The following is a 14,619-nucleotide window of genomic DNA, read 5'->3' as shown; positions in this document are numbered from 1 at the left end:
CAAACCGATGACCGTTCTTGACCGCATCAAAGCCTATAAGTTGGAAGAGATCGCCGCGCGCAAAACCGCGCGCCCCCTGGCCGAGATTGAGGCCGCCGCGCGCAGCGCCAGCCCACCGCGCGGCTTTGCCACTGCTCTGCAGAACGCCGCGCGCGAAGGATACGGCCTGATCGCCGAGATCAAAAAGGCCAGCCCCTCCAAAGGGTTGATCCGCGCCGATTTTGACCCCGAGGCTTTGGCCAAAGCGTATGAGGCGGGTGGTGCGACATGCCTTTCAGTTCTGACCGACACGCCATCCTTCCAAGGGGCCGATGAATTTTTGACCGCCGCGCGCGAGGCAACCGCCCTTCCCGCCCTGCGCAAGGATTTCATGTACGACACCTATCAGGTGGCCGAAGCGCGGGCCTTGGGCGCGGATTGCATCCTGATCATCATGGCCAGCGTTTCAGACGATCAGGCCCTTGAATTGGAAGCAGCGGCATTTGATTGGGGCATGGATGTTTTGATCGAGGTTCACGACGAACCCGAATTGGAACGCGCGAGCGCCCTCAAATCGCCGCTGATGGGTATAAACAATCGCAATCTCAAGACATTCGATGTCACCCTCGACACGACCCGCCATTTGGCCCGCCTCGTCGAACCCGAACGCACCATCGTGGCCGAATCAGGGCTTAGCACCGCCGATGATCTGGCCGATCTGGCCCGCTATGGCGCGCGCTGTTTTCTGATCGGTGAATCCCTGATGCGGCAGGATGATGTCACCGCCGCCACCCGCACCATTTTGGCCAAACCGCTGACTGGAATGCAATAAATGCCCCTGACTCATTTTAATGAACAGGGCGATGCCCATATGGTCGATGTGTCAGACAAAGCCGCGACCGCGCGCATTGCCACTGCCACCGGTTATCTGAAAATGACGGCAGAAACCCTTGCCCTGATCACCGAGGGGCGCGCGAAAAAAGGCGATGTTTTGGGGGTTGCGCGGCTCGCCGGCATCATGGGCGCGAAAAAAACTGCCGATCTGATCCCGCTTTGCCATCCGCTGCCGATCACCTCGGTCACTCTTGATCTGACGCCCGATGCTGATTTGCCGGGCGTCCGCGTCAGTGCAAGCGTGAAAACAACCGGGCAAACCGGCGTCGAAATGGAGGCGTTGACTGCCGTTTCTGTCGCCTGCCTGACCGTGTATGACATGGTGAAAGCGGTGGAAAAAACCATGGTGATTGGCGATGTCAAGGTCACGCTGAAGGATGGCGGCAAATCCGGGCGGTTTGAGGCATGATCACGGTTGATCAGGCCCTCGCACTGGTCTTTGATCTGGTGCGCCCGCTGCCCAGCGAACCGATCGCCCTTCGTGTTGCCGCTGGCCGGGTCTTGGCCGAACCCGCCATTGCAGCACGCGATCAGCCACCCTTTGCCGCCTCGGCAATGGATGGTTACGCCGTTCAAAACCGTGATGTTACACCCGGCGCGGCCTTTCAGGTGATCGGAGAATCCGCCGCAGGACACGGCAGCGCGCTTACGGTTGGTCCAAAACAGGCCGTTCGCATTTTCACCGGCGCCCCCGTGCCCGACGGCGCAGATCGCATTGTCATTCAAGAGGATGCCATCCGGCAGGGCGATACCATTACGTTGAGTGCTACACTTGATCAGGCCGCCTATATTCGCCCTGCCGGGGCGGATTTTTCAAAAGGCGATACCTGGTTCCCCCGCCGCCCGCTTGCCGCGTCCGACCTGGTTTTATTGGCCGCGATGAATTGCGCCACACCCATTGTGGTGCGCAAACCGATGGTGGCATTGATCGCCACGGGCGACGAGTTGGTAATGCCGGGTGAGGCCCCGCGCGACGATCAGATCATCGCATCCAACACCTTTGGCCTTGCCGCGATGATCGAGGCAATTGGCGCAACCGCCCGCATTCTGCCAATCGCGCGCGACAACCGCGCGGCCTTGACCACCGCGTTTGCCATGGCCTGCGATGCCGATCTGGTGGTGACCATTGGCGGCGCATCGGTAGGCGATCACGATCTGGTTGGGCAGGTCGCCGAAGATCTGGGTATGAAACGCGCGTTCTATAAAATCGCGATGCGTCCCGGCAAACCCTTAATGGCCGGAAAAATCAACGACATCCCGATGCTGGGCCTGCCAGGAAATCCTGTTTCGGCAATGGTTTGCGCGCATATCTTTTTGTTGCCTGCCCTGCGCGCGATGATGGGGTTAGCCCCCCAACCGGCCCCGCGCAGCACAGCAGCCCTGGCCAGCGATCTGCCCGCGAACGGGGCGCGCGAACACTACATGCGCGCAACGCTGAAAGACGGTTTGTTATATCCCGCATCGCGCCAGGACAGCGCGCTGACCGGTGTGTTGGCCCAGGCCAACGTCTTGATCCTGCGCCCGGTCAACGCCGCGCCCTGCACCGCAGGGGATGTCGTGACTTACCTTCCATTGTAGGCAATAATTCTTGACACAAAGCGGGAACACCCATAGAACATGGGGTGAACGCTCTTGAGTTTATAGAATGGGATGGGCACTATGCTGACACGTAAACAATTGGAATTGCTGGATTTCATTAACAAACGTGTTCAACGTGACGGTGTTCCCCCCTCTTTCGATGAAATGAAAGAAGCGCTCGATCTGCGCTCCAAGTCGGGCATTCATCGATTGATTACAGCCCTTGAAGAACGTGGTTTCATCCGCCGTCTGGCCCATCGTGCCCGCGCGCTTGAGATCGTAAAATTGCCTGACGCATTGGATAAGGCCGGGTTCAAGCCCCGCATCATTGAAGGCGATAAAACCAGCCGCGTTTCCGGCGCGATTGATGTAACAGCCGCCGCTGTTGAGCTTCCGGTCATGGGTAAAATTGCCGCCGGTGTCCCGATTGAGGCGTTGCAACACGAATCCCACCGCGTTGCCGTACCCGGCGCAATGCTGTCGGGTAAGGAAAACCATTACGCGCTTGAGGTCAAAGGCGACTCGATGATTGATGCGGGGATCAACGATGGCGATGTCGTGGTCATTCGGGAAGGGCAAGCCGCCGATAACGGCGATATCGTTGTTGCCTTGGTCGAAGGGCATGAGGCAACATTGAAACGGTTTCGCCGACATGGCCGGTCCATTGCACTGGAAGCAGCGAACGCAGCTTATGAAACGCGTGTATTCAGTGAAGATCAGGTAAAGGTTCAAGGTCGGCTGGTTGGCTTGATCCGCACTTACTGATCTCTGTTCCAGGGCCGCACGCCGGCAACAGTGCGCGCGCTGACCGAATGAAAGCCACCAGCGCCGGGGGTAAGCGAAATACCCCCCGCGGTGTTCAGTTTTTCACGGTCCCATAGCGTGCAACCAGTGGGCGTGGGCCTTTCCGAAACGGCAGCCAGAATCACTGTATCGGCAATCGCGCAGCCTTCGGCGATCCGGTCGGCCGCCCCTCGCCCCGCAAGATATGCGATCTTTTGTTCGCCGACAGTGAAGGTCAGAATTGGTTTGTTTGTCCCTGACCGCGCCGCAGCTTTGGCTTGATCCGGGGTATCGCCGTCATTTTCCAACCAACTGACTGCGGCAAATCCTTCGCCTTTTGGTTTGTTCAGCACCCGCACGCCATTTTGCATGACCCCAATCAATCCACCTGACGGAGAAATCAAAACAGCGGGCCGTTGCGCAACAGACCAAAGGGCAAATGCGCAGATAGCGGGCAAAACCCCCGCAAACCGCACCCGCCCACGCCATAGCACAAGCCATAACATCCCCATGGCGAACATGGGAATTACCCACGGCCCCGGAGAGACGACCCGGCCCACGGCACCATCTTGCGCCGCAGTCCAATGGGCAACGGCCATGATCCATCTGATTGGCGGTTCCATGATCGCCAAACCGATCCCGTGCAGGCCAAAGGGCGCCAGACAGGCCGCCAACACCGCGCCGGGCATCACGATCAGGCCCATCAACGGCACCGACAACAGATTGGCCAACAGCCCGTAATGCGCCAGCATGTTGAAATGTGCAGCCGCAACCGGGGCTGTGGCGGCACCGGCGACAGCCGATGAAATTACAGTGGCAAATACAGGTTTTGCCCAACGGGGAATACGCTCTGATTGGAAATCACGCACCACACGAAACACCGCCACCAAAGCGATCGTGGCAGCGAAAGACATCTGAAACCCCGGCTCGGTTAAACTTTCCGGGCGCAGTATCAGAACGATCATCGCCGCGACCGCCACCGCGCGCAATGTCAGAGCGCGGCGATCAAGTATCACCGCAACCAAGATCACGCTGACCATGATAAAGGCCCGTTGTGTGGCCACATTCCCCCCCGAAAGCGCAAGATAGACCGCCCCCGCCATCAAAGCGCCGCCCGCCGCGATCTTTTTCACGGGCCAGCCCAGGGCGACTGCGGGGATCAGCACCATCAGTGTTCGCAGGACTCCAAACACAAACGTCGTCAATAATCCCATATGCAGCCCGGAAATGGCCAACAAATGCGCCAGGTTGCTTTCGCGCAGTGCGGTGAGTGTGCTGCGCGCCATGCCTGATCTATCGCCGGTGGTAATCGCGACGGCAAAGGCGCCCGCCTCGCCGGGAAGTTTCGCGCGCACCTCGCGGGCGATTGCGGTGCGCCAACGGGCGACGTTTGGAGTGGTGGATGCGGGCGCCAACGCGATGAGCGGCGTACGCGCATATCCGACCGCACCGATACGTTTGAACCACGCCATGCGTTGAAAATCAAAACCGCCGGGTTCAACCGGGCCACCGGGGGGCGACAAATGCGCCGTGATGGCAACCCGTTTTCCCGGAATCGGAACCGTGCCAACGACATCGGGTTGCAGCGATATCCGCACCCGAAAAGGCACACGTTCGGGGCGCATATCTTCAAGCACCACATGATCGAGGGTCAATCGCACACGATCACTGCCAGAGCGGTCAATCGCCACGATCCGCCCTTCAACCGGACCATAATATCGAAAGGTCAATTGCGCCTCAGCCACCAGATATGTGCGCACACCGGCCATCAGAAACCCGACAAGAACGAGAAACAGCGCAAGTGCGATCGGGCGGGTGGTTACGCCGTGCCGGAATGCAACGCCCCCCAAAAGCAATGCGCAGACAACAATCGCGCCCCAGATGCGCAAATCAGGTTCGCGCATGAGCGAAAAGTAAACCCCGATCCCGATGCCCATGCACACCGGAACCCAAGGAAACAACGCCCCACGCTGTCGGTCGATCACGGTGTTCACCCACTCCACGACCGGCGTCACCCTTGTTCTCCTTGGATTATTTCACTAAACCATGCCCAATTCTATTCCCCACTTGGTTTCCAAAAGGTTAACGCGCATGTCCACGCCCGCGGCCCAAAGCCCTGTTGTCACCCGTTTTGCCCCCTCGCCCACCGGTTTTTTGCATATCGGCGGCGCGCGCACGGCATTGTTCAACTGGTTATATGCGCGGGGACGGGGCGGGAAATTCCTGTTGCGAATCGAAGATACCGATCACGCCCGCTCGACCCCAGAGGCGACCGAGGCGATTCTGACCGGGCTCAGGTGGATGGGCCTGGATTGGGATGGCGACGTTGTCAGCCAATCGGCGAACGCCGCCCGACACGCGGCAGTCGCCCACGAAATGTTGGCCAAGGGCACGGCATACAAATGTTTTTCAACACAAGATGAGATTGCGGCATTTCGCGAACAGGCCCAGGCCGAAGGCCGCTCCACGCTGTTTCACTCACCTTGGCGCGATTCTGACCCCGCTGACCACCCCAACGCGCCCTATGCGATTCGTGTGAAAGCCCCCAAAACAGGCGCCACTGTGATTCGCGACCGTGTACAGGGGGATGTTACGATTCAGAATACCCAACTGGATGATATGATTTGTTTACGTTCTGATGGTACGCCCACCTATATGTTGGCAGTGGTGGTTGATGATCACGATATGGGCGTGACCCATGTGATCCGCGGCGATGACCACTTGAACAACGCAGCGCGACAGATGATGGTATATGAGGCCATGGGATGGGAGGTGCCGGTTTGGGCGCACATACCATTGATCCATGGTGAGGATGGCAAGAAATTGAGCAAGCGGCACGGCGCCCTTGGGGTGCATGAATATCAGGCCCTGGGATACCCTGACACTGCGATGCGGAATTATCTGGCGCGCCTTGGCTGGTCGCACGGTGATGATGAGTTTTTCACCGATGATCAGGCAATATCATGGTTTGATCTTGACGGGATCGGCAAGGCGCCCGCGCGGCTGGATTTCAAGAAACTTGCCCACCTGACCGGGCTGCATATTGCGGCCACAGAAGATGGCGCAGTGTTAAAGGGCGTTCAGGGGTATCTTGCCGCTGCCGGTCAGCCGACATTGACCGAAGGTCAGTATGCAGCGTTGATGGCTGCGATGCCATTTATCAAGGAGCGGGCAAAATCCTATGGCGAACTTCTTGAAAAAGCACGGTTCTGTCTGATCGAACGGCCGGTCATCGCAGATGAAAAAGCGGCAAAGGCCCTCGATCCAGTATCCCGTGGTATGCTGAAAGATTTGACGCCGCACCTGCTAAATGCTAATTGGTCGCGGGACAGTCTGGAAGCCGCAGCCACCACGGTGGCTGAGGCCAATGACATCGGATTGGGCAAGATCGCGGCACCGCTGCGTGCCGCTCTTGCTGGTCGCACCGCGACCCCCAGTGTGTTTGATATGATGCTTGTTCTTGGGCGCGACGAAACGCTTGCCCGGCTGAAGGATGTAAGTGCTTGAACTGGTCTTCGCCCGGGTATTACCGGGGCGGTGACAGGGGTAAACCCCAATGAATCAAAGGGCCACGCATTGGCGCGGTCCTCCGATATGGAAGGAACCGCGATGGCTGAAGCCTCGAAAACTGCCAGCCTGACCATCGATGGTCAGACTTATGAATTGCCGATTCACACGCCCACCGTGGGCCCCGATGTGGTCGATATTCGCAAGCTTTACGGTCAGGCGAATGTCTTTACCTATGATCCTGGCTTCACCTCGACCGCAGCGTGTGACAGCGAAATCACCTATATCGATGGCGACGCGGGCATTTTGCTGCACCGCGGCTATCCAATCGACCAACTTGCAGAAAAATCCCATTTTCTGGAAGTGTGCTATTTGCTTCTGTATGGTGAATTGCCCACGGCCGACCAACTGGAAGATTTCGAACATCGCGTCACGCAGCATACCATGTTGCACGAACAGATGGCGTTTTTCTTCCGTGGGTTCCGCCGCGATGCACACCCAATGGCCGTTATGGTGGGTGTGGTTGGCGCGATGTCGGCGTTTTATCACGACAGCACCGACATCACCGATCCTTGGCAGCGCGAAGTTGCCTCGATTCGCCTGATTGCAAAGATGCCGACGATTGCCGCCTGGGCCTATAAATATACCATTGGGCAACCCTTTGTTTATCCACGCAATGATCTGGACTATGCGTCGAACTTCTTGCGCATGTGTTTTTCCGTCCCGGCCGAAGATTATCAGGTGAATCCGATTCTTTCCCGCGCGATGGACCGAATTTTCACGCTGCACGCCGATCATGAGCAGAATGCGTCAACGTCGACCGTGCGCTTGGCGTCGTCCTCGGGCGCGAATCCGTTCGCCTGTATTGCGGCGGGTATTGCGTGCCTATGGGGCCCGGCCCACGGCGGCGCCAATCAAGCGTGCCTCGAAATGCTGGAAGAAATCGGCACGGTTGAGCGTATTCCTGAATTCATCGCCCGCGCCAAGGACAAGAATGATCCCTTCCGTCTGATGGGGTTCGGCCACCGGGTTTACAAAAACTTTGACCCCCGCGCCAAAGTGATGAAACAATCAGCCGATGAGGTGTTGGAGCTGTTGGGCATTGGCGACAATCCCAAGCTTCAGGTCGCGAAAGAGCTGGAAAAACAGGCGCTGAACGATCCGTATTTCGCGGAAAAGAAATTGTTCCCCAACGTCGATTTCTATTCCGGAATCATTCTCGAAGCGATGGGTTTTCCGACATCGATGTTCACGCCCATTTTCGCATTGGCGCGGACTGTGGGATGGATTTCGCAGTGGAAAGAACAGATTTCTGATCCGCAACTAAAAATTGGGCGTCCCCGTCAGTTGTACCAAGGCATGACCGAGCGCGATTATATCGATGTTGAAAACCGCTAAGCGGCTTTGAAACGGATCTGCGCAACCTTGTTTTGGTTGCGCAGATCGCGGCCAATGTGTTTTGGCCAAACCGCGCTGGAAATTTTTATCAGCGCCCTTCGAATTTTGCGGGCCGTTTTTCCAAAAACGCCAAAACGCCCTCTTTGAAATCAAAGCTTTGGCCACAGTCGCCTTGCAGCTGCGCCTCGATCGCAAGCTGTTCATCAAGCGTATGGTCATAGGTTTCGCGAAGCGATTTTTTGACATTGCGATATGCCAATGTGGGCCCGTCGGCCAGTTTCCGGGCGCGTTTTTGCCAATGCTCGGTGAAATCCTCGTCTGCGATCGCCTCCCAGATCATCCCCCAATCCGAAGCTTGCTGCGCAGTGATTGGTTCAGCAAAGAGCGCGGCGCCCATGGCTTTCGCGGCCCCCATCTGACGCGGCAGCCAATAGGTGCCACCAGCGTCGGGAATCAACCCGATCCGGGTGAATGCCTGTAAGAACACAGCACTTTGCGTTGCAATCACAACGTCACAGGCCAATGCCAAATTGGCCCCTGCCCCCGCTGCGGCGCCGTTGACCGCGGCGATTGTCGGGATCGGGCAGTCATATATCGCCTTGAGCATCGGCATGTATTCATCGCGCAGGATACGCTCCAGATCCAGATTTGCAGCGTTGCCGCCGTCACCCAAATCCTGCCCGGAACAAAATGCGCGCCCCTGCCCCGTAATCACAAGCACCCGCGCCTGTTCAGAAGCCGCGCGCACCGCATGAAGGATTTCGGCGCGCATCTGGGTTGAGAGTGCGTTCATCACATCGGGCCGACGCAAGGTCAGCACGGCCATGTTTTCATGAATGGACAGGCGGATCGTTTGATAATGCATGAGAAATCCTTCGGTGGCATTCGCCTGAACATGGGCGATTCCCGCGCCATATAAAAGCGAAACGAAGGGTTATTGGCGCATAATCTTGTCGAGCTCAGCCTGCTCTTCACCGCTCAGCGCCGTGATGGCACCGGGTCGCCGACCGCGCAGATACACAAACGCAATCCCACCGGCAAGCACCAGCATCCCCGGCCCGGCCAACCACAGGATGAGCGTTGATCCCTTTGCAGGGGGATTCAGTAAAACAAATTCGCCGTAGCGTTCAACGATATAACTGACCACCTGTTCGTCAGTGTCACCGGCAACCAATCGTTCCCGCACCAGCAGGCGCAGATCGCGCGCCAGGGTCGCATCGCTCGCGTCGATATGTTCGTTGCGGCAGACCAGACAGCGCAAGCCTTTGGACAAGTCGCGCGCCCGCTGCTCAAGAACCGGATCTGCCAGAATTTCGTCGGGCTCAACCGCGCCCACGGGCGCGGCCAAAAGACACAGTATCAGAACAATCCATCTCATTCGGCAGGCACCGCCCGTGTTTTCCGTGCCCCCGCAGCAACACGCAGCCGACGATCTGACAGGCTGAATATCCCGCCCAAGGCCATGATGATACAGCCCGCCCATATCCAGTTGGCGAACGGTTTTACGAAGGTGCGGACGGTCCAACCGGACCCGTCCTGCTGATCACCGATCACAACATAAAGATCGCGCCAGATGCCGTTGGCGATGGCCGCCTCGGTCGTGGGCATCCGCGCCACCGGATACATCCGTTTTTCCGGGGTCAGAACAATCGTGCGGCCACCTTTTTCCAACGAAATCGTCGCCATGGTGGTAAAGTAATTCGGCCCGCGCCCCTGCTCTACCTTTTCAAGGGTCACGGTGTATCCGGCCACATCAAACGGTTCGTCGATATTGGCAACACGGATGTCTTCGACCTGCCAGGCGGTCATCGCGCAGATACCGAAGATGGTTATCCCAAATCCGAAATGCGCGATTGATTTGCCCCAATCGGCACGCGGCAAGCGCCACAAACGGCGCATTTTCGATCCCAAATCACCGCGCCCCGTGCGCAGCCACAAATCAGCCAGAATGCCGAATGTCACCCACAATGCCAAAACCAACCCGACCGGCGCAAGAAAACTGCGGCCGGTCTGCATGGTCCAGACCAAGGCGCCCAATGCCACGCTTAGCACCAGTGGCCCCCAAAGAGGTTGCGCCACCTTGCTGATCTGGGCGCGTTTCCAGGGCATGATCGCCCCAAACGGCATGATCGCAGCCAGCGCCACCATGAATGGGCTAAACGCCGCGTTGAAAAACGGGGCCCCGACCGAAAGTTTGCGATCAAAAAACATTTCAGCCACCAAAGGCCACATGGTGCCAACGAACACAACAAAACATGAAACAGTTAACAACACGTTGTTGGCGACCAAGGCGCTTTCGCGGCTGACGCTGGAAAACACGCCTTTCGCCTCCATCGCGCCAGCGCGCATCGTATAAAGGATCAACGCACCGCCCATGAAGAACGCCAGAATAGCGAGGATGAAAACACCACGCTCGGGGTCATTGGCGAAGGCATGCACCGAAGTAAGAAGCCCGGACCGCACGATAAACGTACCGATCAGCGAAAATCCAAAAGCCAGAATGGCCAACAGGATGGTCCAAGCCTTCAGTGCCTCGCGTTTTTCCACCACAATGGCCGAATGAAGCAACGCGGCCGAAATCAACCACGGCATGAAGCTGGCATTTTCAACCGGATCCCAGAACCAAAAACCGCCCCAGCCCAATTCGTAATAGGCCCACCATGACCCCAGCGCGATGCCGACAGTCAAAAACAACCAGGCGGCCAATGTCCATGGCCGCACCCAGCGGCCCCAGGCGGCGTCAACGCGCCCCTCAAGCAATGCGGCAATCGCAAAGCTGAATGTCATCGAAAGCCCGACATAGCCAAGATACAAAAACGGCGGATGAAACGCCAACCCCGGATCTTGCAACAACGGATTCAGATCCTGCCCGTCAAAAGGCGGCACTTCGAGGCGAAGAAACGGATTGGAGGTCAGGATCGTAAAGGCCAGGAACGCCACCCCGACCGACCCTTGCACCGCCAGAACCCGGGCCCGCAAACTGGGCGGCAATCCACCGCCAAACCACGCTGCACATGCCCCGAACACCGCAAGAATCAGGCACCACAGCAATAACGATCCTTCGTGATTGCCCCAAACGCCGGATACCTTGTACAGCATCGGTTTCAACGTGTGCGAATTCTGCACAACCAATCGCAAGGAAAAGTCTGACGTAACAAAGGCATACGTGAGCGCACCAAATGAAAATGCGATCAGAAGTGCCTGAGTTTTGGCGGCGGGTTCGGCCATGGCCATCCACCCGCCCCAGCCTTTGTGCGCGCCAATCAATGGCACGACAGTTTGCACACAGGCCACCATAAGGGCCAGAATAAGGGTGAAATGTCCGAGTTCTACTATCATGCGCCATCTTTAGCAGGCTATCGAACCCGCGCCAATCCGGCCAATGGGCCATCACGCATATTGTGTAGTGGACCCATTGACGCAGCGCCCACCGAATTTTCCACAACGCCGGGCGAAGGCAGAAGGCCCGGTCAGATCAGAACCTCGGGATCGCCGTTTGAACAACCAACCCCAGCAGCGCGGCAATCATCCCGCCCAGAATCAACCTTACAAGCCATTTCAGCGTGTCCTCGATCGAACTCAAACGTTTTTCAACGTTCTGCCGATGCACCTCTTCGACGGCATTGCGGGTTTCGGCAACGATCAAGCGCGCCTCGATCGCCTGACGCCAGATCTCATCCATGGCGCGTGCGCCATGCGTCAAGCGCGGCGTTTCCCGAGGGGATACGCGCGGGCGCGATGGTGGCTCCGGATGCTCGGCCCGCCGCCGAGTTGTGTAAGCCATGCGGCGATGGCGCGATCTTGATTGGTTCATCCATCGGTTCCTTTTTTAAATTTGGGGCGGCCGGGGCCAAGGCGTCCAATCCGTTCACAACCTCAGGCATTCGCGCCAGGGTCGTGGCGATAGAGCGTTGAAATTCCTGCCCTTTCACCTGATGGCGCGCACCAAAATAAAACGACACAACAGCACCCAACAACCACCAGAGAGGCTCGGGGATCAACGCCAGGCCCGCCATCCGGCTGGCAAACCAGACAGGTTCGACCATCGCGGCAATAAACAGCCCCAGTGTGCCCAACGCCAAGGCCGGTCGCGGCACCCGGTTCAGTCCGTCCATAAACCGATCAAATCCGGTCTGTCTTGAATACTGAAACTCTGCCGCAAATTGCGTCAGTGCCGCCGCACTGAGCGTGGCACGCCGTTCGGCCGCGCCCTCTGCGTTCTCGCGAAACACTTCGACCGTTTCCGCCACGACATTGCGATTGCCGAATAAAGTGGCCAACACGCGCCCAATCATCCCCATGATGCAACCCTTTGTTTATGTTCAGCCAATGTCAGGTGATACTGCGGCGAAATGAATTGTTCGGCGCGCGTGATCCAACCGCCCTTTCCACCATCTCGGCGCCGTGCATATTTGCGCGACGCGGCGCGCCTGTCGGCCAGATCATAGTAATAATTGCGCCGCGCAATCCCATAGGCATCCACCAGATGATCAGGCGCGACATCGGCAGCCCAGGCCGCGGCACCCACGGTCTGCGGGCCAATCACCCCGTCCACGGCAATCTGCTGCCCCATCTCGTTCAGCAACCGCTGAAGAATACGCACGGCATTGTTTCCGGCGTTGACATACATATCAAAAACACTGGGATGCAGAACGGGCGGCAATGCGCCAATTCCCGGTTTTTCGAAATAATGCTGCACAAAGATCTGTCGCGCCTGATCAAGTGTCAGATGTTTTACATCCGCCGCCGTGACCCGGCCATCGCCGGTCAGATCAAGACCCAACCGCCGCATCGTCCCGATGGTCACGCCATATTTTGTCGCCCCACCGGGATCGTCCGGATCGTTTACATAGCCGCCTTCGCGGTCCACAATTTCCCGAGCAATGTCTTGAACCGACAGCATTTCGCCCCCCTATCGCGCAAATCACACGCAAAGGGTGCAGAATATTCGTTAACTTTGCCGTACCTAACCGGTCGGCTCGACGTAGACGCCTTGTTCTTTCAGCGCGTCGATAACCTCTTTCGGCATATAGGTTTCGTCGTGTCGGGCCAGAATTTCATGGGCCTGAAATACGCCGTCAACATAACGGCCCGTGCCGACCATGCCTTCGCCCTCGCCAAACAGGTCAGGCAAAACGCCGGTATAGCTGACAGGCACAATCGCCGCACCGTCGGTGACAGAAAAGGTAATGGTTTCACCCTGCCCACGCACCAACGTGCCTTCGGCCACCAAACCACCGATGCGAAACACCTCACTGGGCAATGGCGGTTCGGCAAAAATCTGTGCCGGCGAGCGAAAGAAATTGATCCCGTCGCGCATGGCATATCCGATCAGCGCGGTTGATAGTGTCAGCGCCACCGCCGCCACGACAATAACCTGTATCCGCCGCTTTTTCTTCAGACCGCGCATTTCAATCCCCTACGGTAAAACCGGGGTAAAATACTGCCCCTGCCGTACCTTATATCCTAACATCGCCGCCCCAATCTACAAGGCCAGACCGCAATTTCGGGGGTTCAGATTGTCGCACATGGCGGCTTAGGCGGATTGAAATGTGATCTGGCGATGCAGGAACTGCGTCGCGCGGTCTGACACACGGCGCGCATCGCCCGTCGTCAGAAACGCACGTTCCTGGCCCGTGCCCAACATTTCGGGATGCCGACCCAGATAATCGGCCAGGCTTTCCGCCACCAGATCCGCCTGTGAAAACACCGTCACCTGTGGGCCCAAGGCGGCCTGAAACACGTCTTGCAACAACGGATAATGGGTACATCCCAATATGGCGGCCTGAGGTTCGGGCATCTTGCGCAAAAGAGCGTCAACATGGCTGCGCACAAGGGCCTCGGCCAAAATCAGATCACCCTCTTCGATCGCATCCACCACGCCGCCACAGGCTTGCGCCTCGACATCGACGCCGATGGCGCGAAACGCCAATTCCCGTTGAAACGCCCGGCTGCGCACGGTTGCTGGCGTGGCAAACAACGCGACATTCTTGATGGTGACTTCGCGGGGCGGGGAATTGTCGCCCCACTGGCGTTCGGTCAACGCCTCGATCAGCGGCACAAAAACGCCCAGAACCCGCTTATCGCGCGGAATCCAGGATTCCTGCATCCGCCGCAGCGCTGCCGCACTTGCCGTGTTGCATGCCAGAATGACCAAATCACAGCCCGCGTCAAATAACCGTTGCGTCGCAGCAGTGGTCAGCTCGTACACATCCTGCGCATCGCGCACACCATAGGGCGCATGCGCATTGTCGCCCAGATAAACAAACGGCACGTCGGGCAAACGCCGCGCTACGGCATCCAGAACGGTCAGCCCGCCCAGCCCAGAATCAAATACGCCGACTGCCATGATATACCTTGTTTTGTTATGGGTTGGGCCGCCATGGGTCGTATGTGTCAGACGGTAGGCAATAATTATGGTTATTGCTGAAAAATGTCCATCATCACTATCGTTGTGCCTTTATCCGGCGGTCCGCTGCC

15 protein-coding genes are annotated in these 14,619 nt (G+C 57.8%); 6 read left to right on the top strand and 9 right to left on the bottom strand.

Translation table 11 applies throughout. The features are described 5' to 3' along the window. Positions 1–7 precede the first annotated feature (7 nt). The 4 genes from trpC to lexA all read left to right on the top strand — a co-directional run bounded on the left by trpC (position 8) and on the right by lexA (position 3,216). A complete protein-coding gene (trpC, locus tag C8265_RS12195) occupies positions 8–811 on the top strand; it encodes an indole-3-glycerol phosphate synthase TrpC (RefSeq protein WP_108484289.1) in 804 nt (267 codons plus the stop codon). After that, positions 812–1,282 (top strand): cyclic pyranopterin monophosphate synthase MoaC, encoded by a 471-nt coding sequence (gene moaC, locus C8265_RS12190; protein WP_108484288.1) that lies wholly within the window; start codon positions 812–814, stop codon positions 1,280–1,282. Next, positions 1,279–2,451 carry a molybdopterin molybdotransferase MoeA gene (locus tag C8265_RS12185; protein ID WP_108484287.1) on the top strand — a complete coding sequence of 391 codons (1,173 nt, stop codon included), beginning with the start codon at positions 1,279–1,281 and terminating at the stop codon, positions 2,449–2,451. The genes moaC and C8265_RS12185 overlap by 4 nt, the downstream gene beginning before the upstream one ends. 81 nt (positions 2,452–2,532) lie before the next feature. Then, positions 2,533–3,216: a transcriptional repressor LexA gene (gene lexA / locus C8265_RS12180; RefSeq protein ID WP_108484286.1), complete on the top strand. Its 684-nt coding sequence runs from the start codon at positions 2,533–2,535 to the stop codon at positions 3,214–3,216. Here the strand turns inward: lexA and C8265_RS12175 are convergent. Beyond that, positions 3,210–5,249, bottom strand: coding sequence for a ComEC/Rec2 family competence protein (locus tag C8265_RS12175; protein WP_240611066.1), 2,040 nt, complete (start codon positions 5,247–5,249; stop codon positions 3,210–3,212). The genes lexA and C8265_RS12175 overlap by 7 nt on opposite strands. Positions 5,250–5,325: 76 nt before the next feature. On the opposite strand from C8265_RS12175, the gene gltX reads away from it, so the two are divergent. Continuing rightward, positions 5,326–6,741, top strand: coding sequence for a glutamate--tRNA ligase (gene gltX / locus C8265_RS12170; RefSeq protein WP_108484285.1), 1,416 nt, complete (start codon positions 5,326–5,328; stop codon positions 6,739–6,741). 102 nt (positions 6,742–6,843) lie between these two features. Then, positions 6,844–8,139, top strand: a complete 1,296-nt coding sequence (gene gltA / locus C8265_RS12165; RefSeq protein WP_108484363.1) for a citrate synthase — start codon at positions 6,844–6,846, stop codon at positions 8,137–8,139. An 88-nt stretch (positions 8,140–8,227) separates the two neighbouring features. Here gltA and C8265_RS12160 read toward each other — a convergent pair whose 3' ends face one another. The 8 genes from C8265_RS12160 to C8265_RS12125 all read right to left on the bottom strand — a co-directional run bounded on the left by C8265_RS12160 (position 8,228) and on the right by C8265_RS12125 (position 14,488). Further along, on the bottom strand, positions 8,228–9,004 hold the full coding sequence (locus C8265_RS12160) for an enoyl-CoA hydratase-related protein (RefSeq protein ID WP_108484284.1): 777 nt from the start codon (positions 9,002–9,004) through the stop codon (positions 8,228–8,230). 69 nt (positions 9,005–9,073) lie between these two features. After that, positions 9,074–9,517: a cytochrome c-type biogenesis protein gene (locus C8265_RS12155; RefSeq protein ID WP_108484283.1), complete on the bottom strand. Its 444-nt coding sequence runs from the start codon at positions 9,515–9,517 to the stop codon at positions 9,074–9,076. After that, on the bottom strand, positions 9,514–11,478 hold the full coding sequence (locus tag C8265_RS12150; RefSeq protein WP_108484282.1) for a heme lyase CcmF/NrfE family subunit: 1,965 nt from the start codon (positions 11,476–11,478) through the stop codon (positions 9,514–9,516). Before C8265_RS12150 ends, C8265_RS12155 begins: the two co-directional genes overlap by 4 nt. A gap of 136 nt (positions 11,479–11,614) precedes the next feature. Further along, entirely contained in the window at positions 11,615–11,821 is a 207-nt protein-coding gene (locus C8265_RS12145; RefSeq protein ID WP_108484281.1) for a hemolysin XhlA family protein, read from the bottom strand. Beyond that, complete coding sequence (locus tag C8265_RS12140; protein WP_108484280.1) at positions 11,814–12,440, bottom strand: holin family protein; 627 nt, start codon at positions 12,438–12,440, stop codon at positions 11,814–11,816. Before C8265_RS12140 ends, C8265_RS12145 begins: the two co-directional genes overlap by 8 nt. Then, positions 12,431–13,042, bottom strand: coding sequence for a holin-associated N-acetylmuramidase (locus C8265_RS12135; RefSeq protein ID WP_108484279.1), 612 nt, complete (start codon positions 13,040–13,042; stop codon positions 12,431–12,433). The genes C8265_RS12140 and C8265_RS12135 overlap by 10 nt, the downstream gene beginning before the upstream one ends. 63 nt (positions 13,043–13,105) lie before the next feature. Next, the gene (gene ccmE, locus C8265_RS12130) at positions 13,106–13,549 is read right to left on the bottom strand and encodes a cytochrome c maturation protein CcmE (RefSeq protein WP_108484278.1); all 444 of its coding nucleotides are present in this window, start codon (positions 13,547–13,549) and stop codon (positions 13,106–13,108) included. Positions 13,550–13,675: 126 nt separating this feature from the next. Then, on the bottom strand, positions 13,676–14,488 hold the full coding sequence (locus tag C8265_RS12125) for a glutamate racemase (RefSeq protein WP_108484277.1): 813 nt from the start codon (positions 14,486–14,488) through the stop codon (positions 13,676–13,678). Positions 14,489–14,619: the final 131 nt, after the last annotated feature.

The organism is Oceaniglobus ichthyenteri, from assembly GCF_003057885.1.
Classification (GTDB): Bacteria; Pseudomonadota; Alphaproteobacteria; order Rhodobacterales; family Rhodobacteraceae; genus Oceaniglobus; species Oceaniglobus ichthyenteri.
Note: the sequence above shows the minus strand (reverse complement) of the source record. Positions and strands in the feature narration are given on the sequence as shown.